Raw genomic sequence first — 22,337 nt, forward strand, 5'->3', positions numbered from 1 at the left:
CCTTTTTTAGTGGCTGTCGGCTTTCAGCCATCAGCCGTCAGTATATTAGCTGCCGGCTTTCGGTTTTTCTCCTGACAACTGATTGCCGATTGTTATTTATAATCGGTTGTAACCGTAGCCTTTACCTGTAATTTCAAAGAGTGCTGCTGCCGCTTGGAAGTGAATCTCAGCGTCTTGGTCTTGGAGAATCAATTCAAGCAGCGTCACTGCTTTCGCATTTTTAGCTTCTCCAAGTGCCTTGATAGCATCAAGCCGGAAACCTCTCGTAATTTGCGCCTCATGGAGTGCCGTTAGTTTTTCCACTAACGCTGTTACCGCCTTGTCCGTCGCGATTTTCCCCAACGCCCGCGATGCGTCACGTCGAATCTCGACGTGGTTTTCATCGTTGTTCATCACTTCGATAAGCGCGTCGGTCGTTGTTTCATCAGCCAACTCACCGAGTCCCTGCGTTGCGGCTCGGCGGACATCCTTTTCGACTTCGTTTTCACCTTTCATTATCTGAATGAGTTCCGGTATGAGTTCGCTCATCCCGGCTTGTCCAACGCTCAGTGCTGTGGCTTTCCGAGTGTCCACATCTGGATCAACTAACCGCTGTTTGAGTTGCGAAGTGTCCAAAGTGACATCAGCTGTTTTGCATCTACCTAATGCAACCATTGCAGCATTTCTGACTTGGTGATTTTCCCATTCATCCTCAGCACGGGCTAACATTTTGGGGGCAACGTATGCCGGTAAGTCTAATTTTTTGGCAGCGTTGACGAAGACTTCCCAACTCCAATTCCGTTTCAGATCATCAGCGCCGATGGCTTTTCTGTTTGCGGCATCTTCAAGTGCAACGATATATTCGGTATTGTCAACAAGCCGTTCCGCTATTGCTTCTGCGGCACGCGCGCCTCCAATTTCACCAAGTGCTGTTGCGGCTTTTGTCCGAGAAGAAGCCTTAGCCAACGCGTCGGTACTCGCGTCCAAGGCGATTCGCTTGTCTTCCAAGATAGCGATTAATTTCGGAATCGCTGCTTCACTTTTAAGTTTGCCCAAAGCAACGACAGCATTCTTTGAGATATTTCCGATCCGGACATCTAACGCGCGAATCAGGACGGCTTCAGCTGCCATGTTACCGATATTGCCGAGTGCCGCCACGGCAGCATTACGGACAGCATCCGGCTCTAACGGGTCTTCCACGATCTTGCTAAGTCGTGCAATCGCTTCGGCATCCTTGAGATTTCCCAAAGCAGCAGCGGCTCGCCATCGGATCTCGGCATTTTCATCGGAAAGTGCGGTGAGCAGCGACGCGGCCGCACGTTCATCTTTAAGCGCGCCAAGCGAGACCACCGCCGCCGCACGAACGGACTTCATCTCATCCATATTTTCGAGAACAGCGATCAATGGTTCAACGACGCGGCGTTCTTTGAACCCACCGAGCGATTCTGCGGCACGCCTGCGAACGACATAACTCGGATGTTTCAGTTCTTCGACCATTGCATCTACGGCAACTTTTTTCGCAGACGCTCCGATCACATGAACAAGTGCCCAGCGGACCCACTCATCATCCGCAGATTTCAGAGCCTCAAGGGCGAATTCGGCTGTTGGAATGTTGTTATCTTTGATTAATGCGCCAATTACTTCGTCTTGAACAGATTGGACTTCGTATCCATCATCAAAACTCCCCAATCCCTTCTGGACGATATCAACAAGCCCCTTATCCCCAGCTTGAATCTCTCGGAGTGCTACTGCGGCTTGGAAGCGGGTTGTTTCATACTTATCGTTTTTCAGCACATCTACCAGCGGATCAACAACCTTTTGACCTTTTATTTTCCCGAGTGCGATCGCTGCTTCTTGTCGGACAGCCCCCTGTTTATCCTTTTTCAACGCAGTAACCAGTGGCGGGATGGCATTATCACCTTTGACTTCACCGAGTGCCCATGCTGCGCTTTGTCGCACGGTTGCGCGTCCATCGTCCCGAAGTGCGTTTGCCAGAGACTCTACGACAGTGTCCCCTTTGAGGATACCGAGTGCTCGAGCGACCTCACTCCGAACAAGACTTGGAATGGGTTTGAGTTCACCCCACGTCCGATAGTTTGCGCGTGGATAATCAGGGGTCCATTGAATCTGAAAGGAGTCAACCTGTGTTCGAAGTGTGTCCAGTGTTTTGTATTCCCGTTTCATGTGCCGTTGAAAATCTGAAATTTCGTCATATTGTGTGGAAAGGACCCAGAGTAACACAGGAATCGTTTCAGGGGCTTGGATTCGGCTCAACACCTTGACAGCATTCGCGCGTAGGGTCGGACTGGTCTCGTCACTGAACATCAGAAGTAGCATGGATTGTGTTGCTTCTTGAGGCTTGAGCCGCCAGAGGGCGGTAAGCGCGGCAATGCGTAAGGTCTCACGCATATTTTTGTCCATCGCGATGAGAACCAATTTTTGAACGGCATCCTCTGTGGATACATCGATTTTTCCGAGTGCCTCTGCCGCATTTGTTGCAGTGGTATCGTCATAGGAGAGGGCGTTCGTGAGAGCAAGGACTGCCCTGTTATTCTCACCACGGGCCCGCATATTACCAAGTCCGACCGCTGCGAATGCCTTTACCTCTTTATATGGATCACTATCCAATGCTTCAATGAGCGGAACGACTGCACGCCGGTCCCCGATTTGTCCGAGAGCGTCTGCGACCTTCACGCGGATTTCGTCTGTGCCGTTTTTAAGAGCGTCGATCATCGGTAGCACAGCAACGCCGCGCATTTCGACGAGTGCTGCCAACGCTGCATCTTGCAAATCCTCGTTTCCCAATTCGTTTATAAGCGGCTCTACGCCATCTCCTGATTTGAGCAATCCGAGTGCTTGGATCGCGGCTGATAAGGTTCCGATCCTATATTTTTTCATCCATAAACTATCAATATAAGCACTCGCGATGTACCGGTATTCTGTGGCAAAGCCGATGTCCTCATCGGGAATGAGGCTTCGCGCGCCGGTGTCCAACACCTCAAGTAGTGGGGCAACGGCGGGTTCTCCTATACGATTCAGCGCATCTATGGCGGTATCTTTGACGTAACTGTTGGGATCCGCGAGAAGTCGGACAAGGTCAGACACGGTTGTTTCCGCTTGGAGGCTCCCGAGGAGTTTCGCGGCGTGCATTCGGACCTGCGCGCTGTTGTTTCTGAGGGCAAGTTGGAGTCCCGGCACAATGGCTGCACTCTCAGCAGCTGAACCCATTGATTGCTCAAGCGCGACAATCGCTCTATAGGCAACTTCAGGTGCGTTTTTCGCATCCGCAAGAACTTCTTCAAAAATTGGGATGAGTTCCGGGTTTCGCATTGCCCCGAGATAACGAACGGCCTCTTTTTGTATGGCTGTATCCTTATGGTGCATCGCCTGCCGCAAAAGTTCAACAACCGCATCTCCATCTCCGAGTTTTGTCATGAGTTCCGAGACCGCTGCGAGCGCGTTCGGTTGATAGCATTTCTCTGCGGCTAAAAGCCCTATAACGACAGCAGCATCCGAATGTCCTACGAGTTCAGAGAGCAATTCTGGACGTTTTTCGACCGCTTCAGCAAGCGACACAGCGAAGAGTCCAGAGATAGCGTTCTGCGAACGGACAAGTCTCTCTTGTCGATCCAATTCATCAGAATCCGGATCCTCCTGCAACGCGATAGTAAGGATGTCTGCCGCGAGCGTTTCAAGATAAGCGTTCGATTGCGCAATGGCTTGGTGCCAACCTTCTGTCTCAGCGCGCGTTCGGTTTTGCAGGAAAGCCTTGAGATGTCGGGCCTCCTGATTTCCAGCCTCTGTCCTCTGGACCGCCGTTTGTGCAGCAGCATAATCTCCGCGAAGAATAGCGGCTCGCGCTTCAATAATGTCCCTATTCTCTTTCTCACCACACCCTATCACGAGGACAATAGCCACAATGAGTGAGCAATGGATATAGACTTTCAATATCTTACATAAAAGGTGATGCTTCATTTTTTAATTTTTCCTTGCGGTTCGGTCAAGCATGTTGAATGAAGAAAGATTCTCGATGTATACCTGAAGAAACATCCAAGCAAAAACCCTGCGCCGATGTTGCAGGCTTTCTAATTTTTCCTTGCGGTTCGGTCAGGTAGGTTTAGAAAAATAACGTGCCTTCCCGTATACCCGCCTGCGCCGATGTTGCAGGCTACAGGAACTTTTTAATTTCCAGCAATTACGAGTTTCGTCAGGTCCGCGACAGCGTAGATATTCCGTCCGATCTGGTTCAATAATGCCAATCGATTCGCGCGCAGTGTTGGCTCCTCCGCCATAACCAAAACATCGTCAAAAAATGTGTCTATTGCGGGTTGTAAAGCAGCGAGTTGCGTCAGCAGTTTCGCGTAATCGCGTTCCTGAATGCTTTGCTGGAAACCGAGTTCTGCTTCGGTGATACAGGCAAACAACTGCTTCTCAGCATTGTCGTGCAGGAGCGCGGCATCTACAGTTTCTGGCGCGTCCGGCGGTAAAATTCTCAGTACCCGATTGAGTGCATTATACACTTCCTCAAAATTTGGTGTCAAGCGAAATTCGGCAAGCGTGCTGGCGCGTTTGAGAATATCAATGATGTCAACGGCACCAACCGCCAAGACAGCATCGGCGAGATCTGGCGCATATTGATGGGTCTGTAGCAAAATAACGCGTAGGCGTTCTTTGATGAAGTTAAGGACACTCGTTCGTGTATCATCGGCTAATTCAACGGTATAGAGGGAGATCACTTTATCAACAACGATATCTAAAGACAACAGCAGCCCCCGATCTCGGAGGATTCGGATTGTGCCAAGGGCATGGCGTCTTAAGGAGTAAGGGTCTTGCGAACCTGTCGGACGTTCCTCTATACCGAAGTATCCGACAATCGTGTCAAGCTTATCGGCGATTGCAACAAGCGCACCGACTTCGGTTTCAGGTAGCGGCGTATCAGCACCGAGCGGTTGGTAATGCTCAGCAATAGCCGTTGCAATAGGTTCCGCTTCTCCACTGTTATGTGCGTAATATTTTCCGGTAATCCCCTGCAATGACGGGAATTCGATAACCATTTGCGTCGTCAAATCTGCTTTACAGAGCCACGCTGCGCGTTCTGCATGACCGATGGTTGTTTCCGAGATTCGCAATTCTGTACCAATGAACTGAACTAACGCTTTAAGCCGATCGGCTTTATCCAAGAGTGAACCGAGCTTCGCGTGGAAGATAACCGCGCCTAAACGTTCAACCTTATCGGCGAGACTGGTTTTCTGGTCCTCGCTGTAGAAGAACTCTGCATCGTTGAGTCTGGCGTGAAGGACGCGCTCATTCCCGTGCCGAACGCCGTCAATATTGCCGTCCGTCCCGTTGGAAATCGTAATAAACTTCGCGGCGAGGACGGACTCACTTTTCCACATCGGAAAATAGCGTTGATGCTTCTTCATCGCGGTAATCAGCACCTCAGACGGTATTTCCAAATGCGACTCACTAAAATTGCCGACGATCGGTTGCGGATTCTCCACGAGATAGTTCACCGTATCCAACAATTCTTCATCGAGTATTGGAAGGCATCCCTCAACCTCGAAAACGTCCCTCACCTGCTTCTCAATTGTGTTTCTGCGCTCCATCGGACAGACAACAACATCAACAGCTCGCAATTTTTCAATATACGTGTCTAAGTCGGCAGAAGTTAAAGTTATCGGTTCAGGATGCAAGGAACGATGCCCATAAGTTAACCGTCCTGCGTGTGCGGCACCGTAAGTGTAGTCAATAACTGCATCTCCGAGTAACGCCACGAGCCATCGAATCGGACGCGCAAAGCGCGCGAACGCACGCGGTTCTTCGGAGTTGGTCTCCCAACGCATGGTTTTGGGAAAACGGAGTGCTTCGATCCATTCCGTTAACAGTGTTTGTAAGATCTCTTGTGTTGGGACTCCCGTTTCGAGTTTGGAGGCAGCGACATATTCGCCTCGTTCCGTTTCAACAATGCGGAGTGCTGTCAAGTCAACACCCTGTGTTTTTGCGAAACCGATTGCGGCTTTTGTTGGTTCGCCGTTTTCATCGTAGGCGATACGTCTTGGGGGTCCCACGACCTCTGTCTCTTGGCTTTCCTGAAGCGTCTTCACGTCCTTGATACTGAGCGTGATACGGCGCGGTGTGCCGAGCGTTTGAACTTCGCCAAACGGGATTCTGTGGTTCGTAAGGGATTCAGTGGCGATCTCACGTAGTTGTTCAAGGACAGGTGGAACATAACTCGCAGGTATCTCTTCCGTCCCGATTTCAAATAGGAGGTCAGCGGTGTCTTGTTCTTTGTCAGATTCAGTGCGGTTAGAAACCGCACCTACCGCGGTGGAGGTTGTCTCTGTGTTAAAACGTCCTATGAGGGGGTGTTCCATCTCTTCACGCTGTTTGACATACGCGCGCGCTATCCGCTGTGCAAGTCGTCGGACGCGCTCAATGTAACTCACCCGCTCTGTGACACTGATGACCCCACGTGCGTCCAACATGTTGAAGGTATGCGAGCATTTCAAGACATGATCGGTTGCCGGTAGCACTAACCCCGCATCTAAGCACGCGTGGGTCTCTTTCTCATAGGTGCTAAATAACTCAAAAAGCATGTCTACATCCGCACGCTCAAAGTTGTAGATCGAGTACTCCACCTCACTCTGGCGGTGGACATCACCGTAATTAAGATGTTCGTTCCAACGGATGTCAAAAAAATTATCAACATCCTGTAAGTAGAGTGCGATGCGCTCAAGTCCGTAGGTAATCTCAGCACATATTGGATCGAGATCAATGCTCCCCATCTGTTGGAAGTAAGTAAACTGTGTGACCTCTGCGCCGTTCCACCAGACCTCCCAGCCGAGTCCAGAGGCACCGAGCGTCGGTGATTCCCAATCGTCTTCCACAAATCGGATGTCGTTCTTTTGGGGTGAAATGCCAAGACTATAAAGGCTCTCAAGGTAGAGCGGAAGCACATTCTCAGGCGCTGGTTTGAGTATCACCTGATATTGGTAATATGCCCCGAGACGGAAAGGATTTTCTGCGTATCTGCCGTCAGTCGGACGGCGCACAGGCTCTACATACGCCACTCGCCACGGCTCTGGACCGAGACATCGCAAAAATGTTGCGGCGTTAAATGTGCCTGCGCCGACCTCTATATCGCAGGGTTGCTGGATGATGCACCCGTGATCTGCCCAAAATTTCTCTAACGCTAAAATTATTTCTTGAAGAGTCATATCTGTTTTTCTTAGCACGCTCCGTTTGGATTGATTAATTCAAGTAGTTATTGTATCACAATAGATATTTTTAATTCAACGGATTTTCAGCGCGTTAGGACATTTGGTTGTCTGAATCGGGGTTGTCACAGATGACATGGATTACGCGAATTGTTGCGTCGATGAAACTACGGAGAAGTGAGTGTTTTCAGAGTATTCAGAGTAAAATGGGAAAAATTGGGACAGGTAAAACAGCCAAGAACCAACGCTACCCATGCTGCTATGGCGTTTCAGAGCAAAATGCTACTCTGAAAAGAATAGTTGGATTTCAGAGTTGGACGGTAGGAAATGATTACCCGAAGGAGTTCATTGACGTTATGTTTAATCTATAATAACACAATTATATTTTGTAAATTATGAATGTTATAAATATACCGACACTATGGGCTTTTCAATTGGGGTATTATTTTCTACAAAGATGCTGAAGAAACACCCAAGCAAATAAACCCTACGGGACTAAAGAGGAATTTTTTAAGTAATAACGAGGCTTCTGCAAAGGGGATAAGTTATGAAATTGATAGGTTACGAAATTTATACGTACTACACTATTACTCGGAACAGGATTTCCACATCGCTACTTTGAGGTTGGTAATCTCCAATTGGTATTTTAAAGGATCTGGAATCCTGCCTGTGTAGCGTATTGCCGCGCCACCTTTATATTTCGCTGATGCCTTGTTAATAACATCACGCGAGGGGCTGTGAACGGCAACTATCCCTGATATGAGTTCGGTACTCGCACTATGTTCGCAGTCAACAATAAACAGCCATTCATCAGGATATTTTTTCGCCATTTCCTCAAAGGTCATACGTTCGTTAGACATTGATCTCTCCTCTTTTTTAAGGGAACACCCATACCACAGTATTTGTTAAAGTCAATAAGATTATATCCGATTCCGAAGGCTATTTCAAATCATTTTAAAAGCGACCAATCGGGTTCGTCTTCTGGGTCGCCGAGGGGACCGTGGGCGTTACGCACAATACGACGTTGTAGGTCGTACCAATCCGTGTAACTCGTCGCGGGCTGGAGTTTGTCGTTCCGAGCATCCATCAGGTTTGTAAGGGTGTTCTCCATTTCGTCGGCTAACGATCTCGCTTCGGGTGTGTCAATCAGATTGTTCATCTGAAGCGGGTCCGCCGCCACGTCATACAGCATCCGTTTACCATTCAGCCAGCGTGCATAACTATGCGTTTTTGTGCGGATGCCGCGCCACTCGTTACCATCAATGAGGTAATCGTAGGTCGATCCGAAGTTCATCGTCAAAACGGCATCCTGTTCAAAGGCATTAGTTTCAGCACACCAGGAGGCGGATAAGTCGTAGCCTTCAACGGTTCGGGGAGGTTGAATGCCACATAACCCACAAAGCGATGGAAACAGATCAACGGGGGAGGTAAGTGTGTCACAGGTTCGATTTCCCTCGAAAACACCGGGCAGACGCATCATCAGTGGCACCTTGATGGATTCTTCGTAAGGCTCCCGCTTCGCCCAGAAATTAATGCCCTGTCCGCCGCCCTGCGTTCCATGGTCGGATCCGAAGACGAGCAGTGTGTTTTCGACACGTCCCGTTCTTTCAAGATACGCCATCAGTTCGCCGAGCATATCGTCGACCGTTAGCGTCATGGCGAGATAATGCCGATAAATTTCTAACGATTGTTCTTTGAGCGAATCGGGAACATTTTCCGGGAGTTGGAGTTCTGTAGGTAGTCGGTCATAGTATTCCTGCGGTGCAAATTCGTAAGGTGTAGAGTGTGCTTGATGTGGAGAGATAAACAGACAGAACGGCGTATCGTCTTCCATATCATCCATGAACTGGAAGGCGTATCGGTTCAGCGCATCGGTTTCGTAGCCTTCCCATCTTTCGTTCCGCCAATCGTCAAGGTTCACCGTTCCATTGAAATAGTCGGTGTGGAAGTTGTAGCCGCGCCAGTGTTGGAATCCGAGACGATCACGTCCTTCGGGGACGTAATCACGTCCGCCGATTTCGGGGAATGAACCCGTGTGGAGATGCCATTTACCGACCCACGCCGTCCGATAACCGTTTCTGCCGAAAACGTCACCGAGTCCGATTTCGTCGTGCCGGGTTCTGACGAAATTAATGAGATGCCCAGTTGTCTGTGGATGCCGTCCGGTGAGCATCATAGAACGGTAGGGGGTGCAGACGGGCGCGGTAGCGATTGCGTTTGAAAAAACGGTGCCTTCCTGCGCGAGTCGGTCGATGTGCGGTGTCTCGATCTGCGTATCGCCATATACTGGCAACGAGCACGCACGGATCTGGTCAGCCAGGAGATAAACAATATTCGGTGTGTTTGTCATATTTTTCGTCTGGTTTGCCAGTTTCCAAAATCTTCTATTGGAAGTGATGTTCCTTCTAGACCGGATTAGTGTGGGCGGAGTTCAATAGTTCCTGTCGAGAATGAAATATTGAGATCAAAACGCCTCAGAAAATTCAGACATAACAGTCCTGCTATTATTGAACCCTCTGGCAAATCTTGACACACAACATCAATATTCTCAACTGTTTCTCCAATTGCTGTCAGTTTAGGTACAGTGATACGTTTTATCAAGACAACCCCGCTGGCGGTGATCATCTGTTCATTTGGGTTTGAGAGGTCATATCCCAAGTCCGTGGCTACTTCCGGCGGAATCATGGTAATTGAGGCACCTGTATCCAGCGCTACAAGGATATCGCGAGTGGCATCGGCATTGATGCTGTTGATTCTGAGGCGAAGAAAAATTGACTTAGCTGTAGGGTTAAAAGAGATATGTCCCATTACAGTAGGTACCCCATACCTTCCGGTAATTTGCCTGTACAATGTATCGCTGCGCTACCTTTGTAACGCGATGAGGCATCGTAAATATCAGCACGGGAAGGACTATGGACAAGGACACACCCCGATAAAAGTTCGGTATTTTCGCTGTATTCGCAATCTACGATGAAGAGCCATTCATCAGGGTATTTCTGCTCCATCTCTTCAAGTGTGAGGCGCTCGTTTGTCATTTCTATTCACTCCTTCTCAAAGGGTGTCAATGAACTGATTTATATTTATTATAGCACAACACCTCTGTATTGGCAACGGGTTCTTTGAAGCAAATTTAGGACTATTCAACCCTCTATATCATCGCGTTCTAAAATTGGAGTCCCATACTCACTCGGTGTACCTGTTGTAGGCGTCCGAAGTCAGCGTAGGCATAATCGAGGGAAAGGACTCTCCTACCAAGGTTCAAATGGATGCCCAAACCGAGTGTAAGCCCCTCTTCATCGTCCACGCGGTTTTCTCCCAATCGAAATTTGTAACCCCCACGAATTGCCGCCATTTTTCTGTACCAGTACTCCATGCCGATGTTCACCCGCTCACTGTTGTCGTTGGGATGGTTGGCATCGAGTGCGAGGGTGAGGAGATTGCTACCAGAATCAACAATGTCATAGGCGAGTCCGAGTCGAAAATTGGACGGTAGCGGGAACTCAATCGTCTCTAATTCTGCTTTCCTTGCCGGATTCGTCGTGTCTGGAAACGGACGGTAACTCCCTATCCTTGGGTCCCCTGCAACTTCTGCTCCGCTTTCCAAATCAGGACCGCCGAAGCGCATCTCCGGTCCAAAGTTCGAGAAACACATTCCGATCCGTAAACTCCGCCAGCCGGTATGGTACAAAGTGCCGACATCAATGGCAACACCTTTGGCACTCTCACGGTGGATCTGCTGATGGATGTATTTCGCATTAATACCGAAAGATAATTTAACGCCGGATTCCTGTTCGTAAAGTTGTCGTGCATACGCCAAGGAGACGGCTGTATCCCATGCGGAATACCAGAGTCCTGTGCCATCAGGCTTCGCCAGCGTGGTAATCTCCGTATCAGGGACATTGAGGAATGTGACACTCGCGCCCAAGGTACCGATATTTTTTATCGGCGTTGCGAAGGCGAGATAGTTATAACGGACATCGGCAAGCCAGACGGTATGTGTGTCCGAGAAACTGGTTTTTTCGAGTTGACTTATCCCAGCTGGGTTCCAGTAGATACTGGTTACGTCGTTAGCGAGTGCGCCAAACGCACCCCCAAGACTGTCTACCCGTGCGCCAGGACCGATCTTCAGAAACTGGGCACCCGCCGTGCCAACATTGGTTGTGGCATGACTGGAAACAGCCAACAGTAAAAGAGGTATGAATAATAACTTATAAATTATACGTCGCATGTATGTCTCCCGTTATCGGATAATAGCGAATCTGCCGATCTTGTTACCGACGACTTCATCACTCTCGTCTCTGGCTTCAACATGATAGATATAAACGCCACTTGCGAGTGCTTGATTGTAGCGATTGAGGAGTTCAAATGACGCTGTTCCGCCCTTATCGCCTTGTGTCCGTTCACCCGGATTAAAAAGGGCAGTGCTCTCGTGTTCAAGGGTTCGGACTAATTCACCCGCTAACGTGTAAATCCGTATCGTACACCGTGGTGGCAGGTGTGTGAAGAAAATCTTGTCCGTTCCTTCGGAAAGGACGGCTCTATTTGTAACGAAATAAGGGTTTGGGACAACCCGAATTTTTCCAAGATCGGCTTCAATATCTTCAGCTGAAAGGGACTCCCCTTTTGTATTCAGGAGAAATTGATCTCCATCCTGTGGTGCGCTAATACCACCCATTTCAACAGTAAAGACATCTCCAGAGGAGATTTCGCCGTTCGGATCCTTTATAAAGACGTAGCCGCCTCGGATGTAAATACGGAAGAATCCTGGGGTCTCCGCTGGATTATATGTATCACGCCAACCCGTGGCTGTCAGGATCGCGTATCCAGCGGCGCGCTGGTCATTGAACTGAATTTCTTCACTTGTATTTTCGTCTACCACCTTGACGTGTGTATCATCAACAAACGTGATCGAATACGTATGTGGACGATAGTAGGTTGCCCAAAAGATGTTCGGCCAAGTGTTCTCACCAAAGCCGGGGGATTGGATATCTACTGACCAATCTGTTACTGTGCCTGCCGTCAGTTTAACGTCGTTAATCGGATTTTCCATGGGCGTACCGTAGGATACATCAACCCCTGTTATTCTCAGAACAATACCGTCAAACATCGGTGAAAGGACTTCAACGGCTTCTTGATGTTCGGGGTCATACCAATCAAAGGATTGTAGTTCAACGACAGTCTGGTCGGTTGTCATATCGACGATTTCATAAGCGGGTGGCTGATATCCGGGACCGGTGATATATGCCGCGGGACCCGTTTGCTTTGCACCGTACCAGACGATCTTGTATTGATGCCCCGTTACCTTGTTTGGTGCGAGCACCATCGGTTCAACGGTAACGGTTCCCTGTCCCTGCTGTTCTATATCGGCAGTAGGGCCTCGGTATCCTGCAGGCTGGGCGCGCGGAACAACGTGAACCATCGTCTCGATCTGGCTACTCTCCATCGAGATGAGTCCGGTTTTCGGGTTGCCTGTATCAAACGAGGTCACCGCATACGTGTATTCAAGTCCGTTGGTTAATCCAGCGTCGGTGTAGAAATTTTTGATACCCGCATCCTCACCGAGTGCCTGCGAAGGGGTCGAGACGACTTGGAAAATGTCGCCAGCGACAGGGGTTCCTGAAGGTCCGTCGGTAATTTTCACGTAGAGTCCACCAAAATACATTAGCGCGTCGGAACGATATGCCCCGTCCGGATACGGCTCAAATGTATTTGGATCTTTGATAATAGCGTATCCACCACCACTTGCTGGAAATTCCGGATTATACGCCATAACTTCCCACAGCGTCGTGTTAACGACTTCAAAATCTGTGCTGGAGTTGAATTTGATTATGTAGATGGCGTTTTTAAAGAAATCGGCAAAGAAAGGTTCATCCCCCTCACTTTCAATGGTAGCATCCGACTGCTTACCGACATGCGAGACCGTAAAGAAATTACCGGTAGCACTCGGCTTGTCGAACTCCATCAGCATTGTCCAGTCTTCAACTGGGTTACCGGTGGATTCATCATAAGAGACATCGCGCCGATACACCCGATATCCTTCAAAGATCTTCTCTGGATCGGTCACATCAACATATTCTTCGATGCGCTTACCGACACCCGAATCAACCCAGCGCCCTTCGCTTTCCCAGACGAGTGTCACCTGTTTATCGGCAGGATAAACACTTACCAATGGAGAAGGCGGCGGTGCCGGTGCGACGTAGGCATCGTCATATAACTTCTGTGCCCAGTCCGAAGAGGCTTGTAAACCCGCAAGTCCTTCACCGATTGCTACTGCAATGATGACGTTGAAAGACTCACCGGGAGCGAGGGACTCAACAGGTCCGTAGGATTGGATAAAACGTTGATCGTCGTAGTTAGCCGGAAGTGGTTCAACACCCGGGGTGCTGATAAGCGCGTACATCTCCGCATCCGTCGTTGGGTCGGTGGCGATTGTAATCCGTTTGTGTGCAGTGAAAGGGATTTTTGCCGCTGGATCCTCAGCATTCTCCCCCATATACGCATCCAATACCCGTAAGCCGATATACCCCGGCGCGGAGGCGTTGGAGAATCCGTAAGAGAGGTAACGGTTGGGGTGATCTACAGGATTGAGAGCATCCGGTGTTTGATCCAAGGCAACGAAGTCATCTGCGGAGTAACTCGCTGTCCCCGTTTCGTTACTGGAGATGTCTACATCGTATCGGAACGCCATAAATACATCTTCAAGCGTGTCGCTACCGACATTTGTGACGTTATACTCGAGAATAAAGAAGTCGTAGAGCGGTGCGTAACTCCATTGAAACCCGTTAACTTCAAGTTCTAAACCCAGAATCAAATCCTTATTTGCCTCGGGGTTTGTATCGGAGCATTTGAACATGATCGCTTGGTTTGTCGGCGTTCCTTTTGTCGTTACACCGGGTTTGTTTGAGATAACCTCTGGCACATCGTCAGTGGGCCAAATTTCGCTTTGCCTGCCATCCGACTCAGCAACGCCTACCTCACCGTTTTTCTTGGCACCGATCCAGATGTCTCCTTCATAGATGTAGGAGTCGTTTGTTCCTGCGGGCCACCAGCCTGACGGGTTCGCGGTAGGGTTACTCGGAAACCCAACGACTGCGGTATTATAGATAGCAGAGGTGAGGTTGCCCACATCCAATGCTTTCCAATCCACGTCTGCACTCGCCGATACCGCGACGAGTGCAAAAATTGTAGATATACATATAAATCGTAATAATTTCATTTTTTTAATTTTCCTTGCGGATAAGTAATAGTTTCTGGTACGTGAAGGTTTTCGTGTTCGAGTCGCCCTCCACTTCGTTTCGGGCTTGGCACTTTGGGATATTTGTCAGAATTATCAGTTTTCAGTAGAATCGGATAATGCCTATCTTCATAATTTTCTACCAATGTAACAAGTACATCAAGCTTATCCCCTTCTGGTGAACCGTAATTTGATCCCAAAGCTATTCTATTTCCTTCAGTGCGGCCTCATAGTCTGCTTCGGTCTTAATTGGTTTAATTTCCATTGTTAGTCGGTCTCCGTAATCTCAAAAACTCGATACCATTGTATTTTTCCATTCCCGATGTCCACCTCACTTTCAATGAACAGCGGATAATCGTAAACCGTCTCTTTGACAGAGAAAAGATAAGGAATTGCCCCTGCTTTACGTGCTATCCCGGCTTGGCTTTTGAAATCGCGAGGTGCCTTCATGTGTTTATTGTAAATCTGATACGTTGATCGGTCAGCGTAATACATCAAATCGAAATGCGCGCCGACGCGTTCATCGTCAAGAAAGAAACAAGCGTTCTCTGGCATTTCACGCTGGAGACGTGGTCCACTTGCTTCATACAAGGGGACTTGGCTATTCCGTTCTGTAACCCTGTAAGCGGCGTGCACATAGCGCCCAGCATAGAATAACGCAATTATCAGTGCCACCGTGCGGAGTCCAAGCCATATCCATCTTTGCACACTGCGATGGCGAACCAGCATATACATACCCGCGAAAATCGCGAGTAATACTCCGAACGCGATCAACTGCTCAACAATCCAGAAATTCGTCTGGATAAACGGGGCAATCTCCTTGAGTCCATCGAACTGGTCCCGACTCTTAACGCGGGTGCGTCCGCCAGAAATAATAGTAATCGCGAGCATCCCCGCCATCCAAATAGCGGTATAAATCCAGTCCCGCCGTTGCCACGCCCGACTGATGACCGCTGCGAGACACATTAGTAGTGGTGGCACAGCAATCATTGTTGCCGATGGCGTTTTCGTCTGTGCAAGCGTGTGCGGAACAATCACACCGATACCCCACGCTAACACAAAAAGTTCCGCTAACTGCCAACGTTTGAACATGACCACGATTAGACACAACACCGCCGCAACGAGGACGGCATAGAAGACCGGATAAAACAGCGGCATATAATCAAACAGTGGTCGATCCCAACTTGTCCCCCAACTCTCGACATCAGTGTTGAGGTGATCAAGCACGCGTTTGTGTTCCCAAAGAAATTCCTTGCGATAGTAAATCAGGCAATAGATGACCCACGGTGCTACTGTCGCAATAGCGGCTAAAAGTTGTAATCCAATGTCGCTGAGACGAATACGAATCTTTGCGTCCGTTGCCTCGCTTTGCCCATCGTTATCCGATACCCGTCTCTCGTGATAGATGTGTTTGCCCCGCTTAACACACCAAATGGCAAGCGCGATACCAAAGGTGATGAGTGCGAGATAACTTTTCGACAGATACGCAATCCCCATCGCAACGCCGGATAAGATGTAATTTTTCCGTTTTCCCGTCCGAATGGCGCGGAGCAGGAACCAACACGAAACCTGTACCCAGAGCAATAAAGCAATGTCAATATGATCCGAATAGCGATAGCCGTGAACGGACTCAAAGAGAAACGGGTTAAACGCTTGAAGAAATGCCGCAATGAGTCCTGCCCGTTTGTCAAAGAGATCCGATGCGATCCGATATGTCAACCATGTTGTCACAACTAAACTGATTGCCGACGGCAACCGGAGTGCGAACGTATTGATGCCAAAAATAAGGTGTGAGAGCCAGATCGTCCACATCGCCACAGGGGGTTTATGTAGCCAGATGTGGTTCTCACCCCACCCTTTGTAGTCGTAAGGGAGCCACGGTTGATCGTAGAGCGTGAATTTGAGCGGATGCTTCGTCAAATTCCGGGCAACGACGGCGTGGAACCCTTCGTCCCAATAGGTAATGCCACTGTGTCCAAGGTTCCGTAGCACCAAAACACCGGAGGCGATTAGAATACAGAATAGGACAATTTTTACGAGTGTAAATTCGCTGTTTAAGCGGATTCCTCCAAAATTCATTGCTATGTTATGAATTCGTCTGAAACGCTTCTATCCCTTCTACGACTTGAGATTGTACACGTGCAGTGCCTGACAACCCGTAGGTAAAACCTTCACCAATCCCATTTCTTTGACGTCCGTGGAAACTGGTAAATCAATTTGTCGACAAACGGTTACCGCTTCAACAATCTGGTCCTCTGATAAACCGAAAGCAAGTGTGCAGTGCGGCACCCACTGTCCAACAGTGTAATATTCCCGTTGTTCCTTTGCATGTTTTTTGAAGATTTCATGAAATGCTGTGTGTACATTCAGCAACTGCGCGGTGACTGTCGCTCCTAAGTAAACAACCCCTTCCGATGTAGAAAAGATGCCTATGTTGGGAAACAACAATCGAAATGGTGTAACACCTTCCGCAAAGATTGAAAGCTCCTGTGCGAGTGAATCTGTCTCAAGATGGTCGCAAACCCCAAGCGATACATGCGGACGGTAGCCACCTTTGGGCATAGAATCACTAATCCCTGCTTCATCAAGGGCTTTCCATGCATCGCGAATGCGTTTCTCGGTTGAGGGATCGAAATACAGTTCAGCAACAAACGGCATACTTCACCTCTTTAAAGTTTGTCAAACTCGTTTGGCGTTAATCCTGCTTGGCGCAAAATGCTTCGCAGCAGACCAACCGAAATTTCGCGATGATATGGGACAATCGCTGTCTGAACCCCATCGCTGTTGTATCGGACAAATTTTATATGACTGCCCCGCTGACTCGCTATTGTGAATCCTGCCTTCTCCAGTTTACGTTTGACTTGACGATACGAGAGTGGTCTAAGCGGCACTGATTTTTGCCTCAAATCTCCGGATTACTGGTTTCAAACTCGGTTGAGGTGACTCGAAGTAAAGTTCCAATGCTTCTGTTAGATTGTCCAAAGCCGCTTCTTCACTTTCACCTTGACTTGCAATATCAACCTCTAAACATTGGGCAATAAACCAGTTATCTTCTCGCCAGATACTCGCTGTAAACGTTTGAGTTTTCATTTTTCGATTTTTCCTTTCTCCCAGTTCGTGGAACTTACAACGGCACGTGTACCTTCATACACATCGCTCGGTATTTCCGATGTATTGACTCACCAAAAGGCCTTTCCAGTCTATTCCCCACCGCGTAGGGGTAATAGATCTATAGAAAATCGTTCTTTCAAGGCACTGCAAGCCGAAGAAGGTGCCATGTCCATAAATGGTGGCAACCTGGGTTACTATAGGTCAGACTCTTTGATTTTATTATAGATGTCGGTACCCATAGCGACTAATTTCTTGCGCATTTCAGGCCAATCATCTCGGTCATTTTTGCCTTTGTTAAGGACAGAAAACTTAACTCTTGTGTCTGTGGATGTGTCTGTATTTTTGCAATCGTAACCTGATTGTGAAAATAACGCCATTACCTCGTTTCCACTTTTAGAAGGGTTTTCCCCGTAGAAGTACAATTGGATATAACACGCTCGGTTAGTCACCCTCATCCACATTTCTATATCGCAGTGGACGGTTTTACCCAACCAACCTTCGTTCATCCAACCTTTTTTATTGATAGACTCAGGTTTTCCGGCAAACAGTTCACCAAGTTCACCCTTGCAGATCGGTGTCCAAAATTCGCTGCAATCAGTAAGATCCGTCTCAGTATCTCGTTGTCCTCCAGCACGCAAATCCCAGATGAACCTGTCAACATCACGAACGGGAAGTCCCTCGCGCTTCGAGGCTTCTTCCAAGAGACAACGCGCTTCAGGAGGTGAAACATCCCGACCTAAGAGTTCGAATAGAAATCTGATAATGTGTCTGTCAGGTTTGCGGTTTGCACGCCAAAGAGCATTCGTAGGTACTGAAAACTCGCATAGCTAAAACCTGTGATATTCAACTTCTGATAATCTTGAGGTTTGGACCTGATCGCCCATTGCTTGAGAACTTCTTCTTCCTCTTCAACAGTCTTTGCCTCATCAACAATTGTGCAAACACGTTTTACGAGACACTGAAGGATCCTAGCACGATCTTCATGATTGTAGTTAAGTTCCTCTTTCACAAACGCATGAGGCGTTAGGTAGTTATCTATAAGCTGAGCTAATTCGGCTACCCGTTGTATCTTAGGATGTTTCCTCTCAAAAACTTTCAGGCGAGGACACACCATTTTTTTGTAATTTCTGTTAATCTGAAGAACAGAATCGATAATCTTAATAGCAGGGGGCGATAATCAGAAACACTAGGGATATCAGATGAGTGCTCATGTAACCAAGCCGCTACAGTGACCACATCAGCCTCTGCAATATTGATTTTCTTCATTAAGAATTTCCCTTCCTAAAAATCCAAACTTACACCCATCATAATTAAGCGCGGTGAACTCCATGACAGCGGATGTGCATGCTTCTGGCTGTCGAGTGGGATACCGTATCGGTCATACGTCACTGCATCAAGGAGATCGTCGAGATTCTTCGTGTTGAAGATGTTCCGAATGTCCGCAAAGAAGGTGTAGGTTAACCCACCAATCCGACTCCGTTTACTGATAAGCGCGTCAACATTATAGGTCGGCGGATACCGCTTCGAGTTGATGTCGGGTTTGACGGGTGCTCTTGGATTTGGTGTGTAGGGCAAACCACTGCCATATCTGCCAATAAGATTGACAGCAGAATCAAACGGCAATTGGATGTCCAAAAGTCCAGACAAGATATGACGTTGATCCCATGCCAGTGGATGGCTTTCCGTTACGTCAGGCTGCTGCCGGTAGTAGGTGAGGTATCCGAGATTTCGGCTGGAACCTTTTCCCTTCGCGACGGAATAGGTGTAACTGAGCATCCCAGAGACCGGACTGCCGCCTGCGCGCCACTTGCGAATCGTGAGTTCAAAACCTTGAACCCGTCCATAGATGCCGTGGATCATACCCTCGAATTCATCATTGAGGAAGTAGCTGTAATCGTTGGTAATGTCAACGTGCACACTATTGACGAGTTTGTCAATATCCTTGGTGAACCCGGTGAGGTCAATCGTCAAATCATCGGTGAATTGTCGTATGATCCCGACTTCATAGGCAATCGTTCTCTCTGGATCTAAGTCAGGATTCCCTCTTCTTCGGATTGCGCCCCGCATATCAAAACTGAGATTTTCGTAGAGATCATCACCCCGTGGAATCTGGTAGTAATGCCCGTACGTGAAGTGTAACTTTGATCGGTCGGTAACCGGGAAGGAGATGCCGAGACGTGGCGCAATCATGTGTTTGGTGGAAGCCTCAACCGGATCTTTGATGATCGGGAGTCCAACTTTATAGGTGCTTTTATCGAGTTTGATTGTGCCATCGTCGTTCAATTCGAGTGGATCAAACGGGTCTGCGGGTGAAATACCAGACGGATTATACAGGTCATATCGTAAACCGGCGTTGACGATCATGCCTTCATACTCCATCTTGTCTTGGAGATACATACTCAAGGATTGCGGCTGGACATCGTAGTACTCCATATAGAGATTGGAGCTTCCGTAATTCGTTGTGCTGAGATTATAGAGATCATATCCCAAGAACTCAATCCCTGTCTGAATCAGGTGATTTGACGTAACTTGGCTGGCAAAATCCGCTCTTACGATTGAGGTCGTTGCCTCACTGGAACCCCAAGAATTACTGTCACCTGCAACGAAATAGGTTGTATCGTTATACGCCTGTTGGGGCGGGTTCCGGATCCTGCCTTCTTCCTGATTCTGCTCAAAGGATTTATCGGGATCCCATGCGTTTTCATCAAACGCCTTTTCCAATGGATCCCACATCTTTCCGGGTTGATGCGACTCACCAGCACGATGAAATTGTCCAACTGTCAACGTATAGAAAGTACCAGAGTTGATATTATGTGAGAGTCGCACGGACGTATTCCGCGCACTTGAATTTGCCACCGGAACGGCACTGGGCCAAAAGCGGAGCGAACCCCCATAGGAATGACTTTCGCCGCGATTGAAAAGCCCACTTGCGGTGAGTTTGATGCTCGGCGTTACTTCAAACTTCAGTTTCCCTTGGAAGATATATGATGTCCCGTTGCTATTCGGGAAAAAACTGTGATTTCGTGAAAGCTGACTGGAGGCAGCGAATGTCAACCGATTCCCCCATATCGGTCCGCTAAGCGCGAATTCACCGATATGACTTGGAGATAGATCGTACTCCTTCGTGTCGTTGTACAATCCCTGATACTGTTCGAGATCGACGACGTAACCGTCTAACAAAGTAACCTGTTTCTTCTCATAGTCAATAACAGTGCCATCGGCATCCCGATAAGGTTGGCGTGTCATAATCGGTTCACCTGTATCGGGGTTAACCTGCGGTTCACCCGTTTCCGGATCCATCACGGGCTGGAGCGGGTTTTCTGTCCTGTCTGCATACACACCGGGGAAAATCTCCGTAAAGACTACCTGTTCGTCGTCCTCGCGTTCCGCTAACTCCGCAACCGTGACATCCTGTCCACGGTATGGCTTCTGATAATCGTAGGGTTGACCGAAGAAAATACCTCTGAAGGGTTCAATCGCAACGGGTCGAAATCGGTTATCAGGATCGAGCCACGGACCGTATAACGGATCACCGTGGTGTGTCCCCCACTGTCCGACTCGGTAGCGGATTCTACCAGAGAATTTATTTGTTCCGACCTTCGTGATGAGATTAACGATACCGGATTGCGCATCACCGTGTTCGGCATTGAACCCACCGGTGATGACTTCCATTTGCTCAAGGGAATTTGTGCCGATACTTAAACCCAAACTTCTGCTGATCGGATTATTAATTGGGATACCGTCAATGAGATACCGAATCTCCATCGACCTGCCACCCCGAACATGGGTTGAACCGGTTGAGTTTAGCACGGCAACGCCAGGTAAAGTCTGTAAAATGCCATTCACGGTGTCGCGGGGCATCGCCTCAATATCATCTGATTCAATGATTCTTGTCGACTGCGTGACATCTTTCTTAATCAGCGGCTTAACAGCCGTTACCTTTATACCTTCAAGTTGCACCGCAGCACTCTTCAATGAAAAATCTAATGCCGTCGTAAGACCGGCGAGTACTTTCGTTTCCGCGACAGTCTCCGCCGCATAACCGGTAATCTCAACCTTTACATCATAACTCCCCGGTGGGATGTTGGTCATAACGTAGTAGCCAGCAGCGTTGGTTGTTGCAGTGGTACTCGTTCCGACGAGTGTTACCGTGACAGTCGCCAGCGGTTCATTCGTCGCTTCAGCAGTGATGACACCAGAAATTTTTCCAGTGATCGCAGCAGAGGCATTGAAGTTGATTCCTACCGCCATATATGCTGTAACGAGTAAGAGAAGTGTTACTTTAGCGAAACTTGCAAATTTTTGAAACCTGCCGCTAAAAGTTTTTAAGATACTATTTTTCTTCATTTTTAGCGTATTTCGGTGTCAAAACCCCTGAATTCATTCAGAGGATGTAGACACCGCCTTGGTTAATTAGACCAAACCGTTGAAAAATAAATTTGACTTTCGGTCTAAAATGTTGTATAATTAAGAGTATCACAGTGGCAGACAGTTCAAGCGTAACCGCAAGGTTACGTGTCTGCCTACCCACTTGAACGGGGTTAAACCTGTGGTCTGTGAAAGTCCATGCGAAACACGACACATAAACTTTTCAAGGATAAAACGTTACGTCATTTGCGCGACGCGTGTAATATCTGTGGCGTTGTGCGGAATCACTTCCTTGCCCTCTGTATGCGATATTACCGAAGATATGGCAAGGGAGTGTCCTATCGCAAAATGTCTGCCCATTTGACGAAACTCAAGAAACTTGAGAAATACAAGCATTGGAATATCCCTTACGCGTGGTCATTACAAAA

General features: G+C 48.4%; 16 protein-coding genes. 1 reads left to right on the forward strand and 15 read right to left on the reverse strand.

Annotated elements, in window-relative coordinates; genetic code table 11:
• Nucleotides 1–96 precede the first annotated feature (96 nt).
• The 15 genes from J4G07_05955 to J4G07_06025 all read right to left on the reverse strand — a co-directional run bounded on the left by J4G07_05955 (nt 97) and on the right by J4G07_06025 (nt 21,888).
• On the reverse strand, nt 97–3,954 hold the full coding sequence (locus J4G07_05955) for a HEAT repeat domain-containing protein (GenBank protein ID MCE2413530.1): 3,858 nt from the start codon (nt 3,952–3,954) through the stop codon (nt 97–99).
• Between the two features lie 206 nt (nt 3,955–4,160).
• Nucleotides 4,161–7,196 carry a glycine--tRNA ligase subunit beta gene (gene glyS / locus J4G07_05960; GenBank protein ID MCE2413531.1) on the reverse strand — a complete coding sequence of 1,012 codons (3,036 nt, stop codon included), beginning with the start codon at nt 7,194–7,196 and terminating at the stop codon, nt 4,161–4,163.
• 587 nt (nt 7,197–7,783) lie between these two features.
• On the reverse strand, nt 7,784–8,056 hold the full coding sequence (locus J4G07_05965) for a hypothetical protein (protein MCE2413532.1): 273 nt from the start codon (nt 8,054–8,056) through the stop codon (nt 7,784–7,786).
• A gap of 89 nt (nt 8,057–8,145) precedes the next feature.
• The gene (locus J4G07_05970; protein ID MCE2413533.1) at nt 8,146–9,546 is read right to left on the reverse strand and encodes a sulfatase; all 1,401 of its coding nucleotides are present in this window, start codon (nt 9,544–9,546) and stop codon (nt 8,146–8,148) included.
• A gap of 65 nt (nt 9,547–9,611) precedes the next feature.
• The gene (locus J4G07_05975; GenBank protein MCE2413534.1) at nt 9,612–10,004 is read right to left on the reverse strand and encodes a retroviral-like aspartic protease family protein; all 393 of its coding nucleotides are present in this window, start codon (nt 10,002–10,004) and stop codon (nt 9,612–9,614) included.
• Nucleotides 10,004–10,231, reverse strand: a complete 228-nt coding sequence (locus J4G07_05980; GenBank protein MCE2413535.1) for a hypothetical protein — start codon at nt 10,229–10,231, stop codon at nt 10,004–10,006. Before J4G07_05980 ends, J4G07_05975 begins: the two co-directional genes overlap by 1 nt.
• Before the next feature lie 128 nt (nt 10,232–10,359).
• Nucleotides 10,360–11,424 (reverse strand): PorV/PorQ family protein, encoded by a 1,065-nt coding sequence (locus tag J4G07_05985; protein ID MCE2413536.1) that lies wholly within the window; start codon nt 11,422–11,424, stop codon nt 10,360–10,362.
• Between the two features lie 12 nt (nt 11,425–11,436).
• Complete coding sequence (locus J4G07_05990) at nt 11,437–14,412, reverse strand: hypothetical protein (GenBank protein ID MCE2413537.1); 2,976 nt, start codon at nt 14,410–14,412, stop codon at nt 11,437–11,439.
• A complete protein-coding gene (locus tag J4G07_05995; protein MCE2413538.1) occupies nt 14,409–14,630 on the reverse strand; it encodes a hypothetical protein in 222 nt (73 codons plus the stop codon). Before J4G07_05995 ends, J4G07_05990 begins: the two co-directional genes overlap by 4 nt.
• A 67-nt stretch (nt 14,631–14,697) precedes the next feature.
• Nucleotides 14,698–16,509 (reverse strand): glycosyltransferase family 39 protein, encoded by a 1,812-nt coding sequence (locus J4G07_06000; protein ID MCE2413539.1) that lies wholly within the window; start codon nt 16,507–16,509, stop codon nt 14,698–14,700.
• A 39-nt stretch (nt 16,510–16,548) separates the two neighbouring features.
• Entirely contained in the window at nt 16,549–17,088 is a 540-nt protein-coding gene (locus J4G07_06005) for a 2'-5' RNA ligase family protein (GenBank protein MCE2413540.1), read from the reverse strand.
• An 11-nt stretch (nt 17,089–17,099) separates the two neighbouring features.
• Nucleotides 17,100–17,321, reverse strand: coding sequence for a type II toxin-antitoxin system HicA family toxin (locus tag J4G07_06010; protein ID MCE2413541.1), 222 nt, complete (start codon nt 17,319–17,321; stop codon nt 17,100–17,102).
• Nucleotides 17,311–17,520: a type II toxin-antitoxin system HicB family antitoxin gene (locus tag J4G07_06015; GenBank protein MCE2413542.1), complete on the reverse strand. Its 210-nt coding sequence runs from the start codon at nt 17,518–17,520 to the stop codon at nt 17,311–17,313. Before J4G07_06015 ends, J4G07_06010 begins: the two co-directional genes overlap by 11 nt.
• 215 nt (nt 17,521–17,735) lie before the next feature.
• Entirely contained in the window at nt 17,736–18,242 is a 507-nt protein-coding gene (locus J4G07_06020) for a hypothetical protein (protein ID MCE2413543.1), read from the reverse strand.
• Between the two features lie 580 nt (nt 18,243–18,822).
• A complete protein-coding gene (locus J4G07_06025) occupies nt 18,823–21,888 on the reverse strand; it encodes a TonB-dependent receptor (protein ID MCE2413544.1) in 3,066 nt (1,021 codons plus the stop codon).
• A 219-nt stretch (nt 21,889–22,107) separates the two neighbouring features.
• Between J4G07_06025 and J4G07_06030 the strand changes: the two genes are divergently transcribed.
• Nucleotides 22,108–22,337, forward strand: a 230-nt coding sequence (locus tag J4G07_06030; GenBank protein ID MCE2413545.1) for a transposase, incomplete at its 3' end; no start/stop codon positions are given.

The sequence above is a fragment of the Candidatus Poribacteria bacterium genome (assembly GCA_021295715.1).
GTDB lineage: Bacteria > Poribacteria > WGA-4E > WGA-4E > WGA-3G > WGA-3G.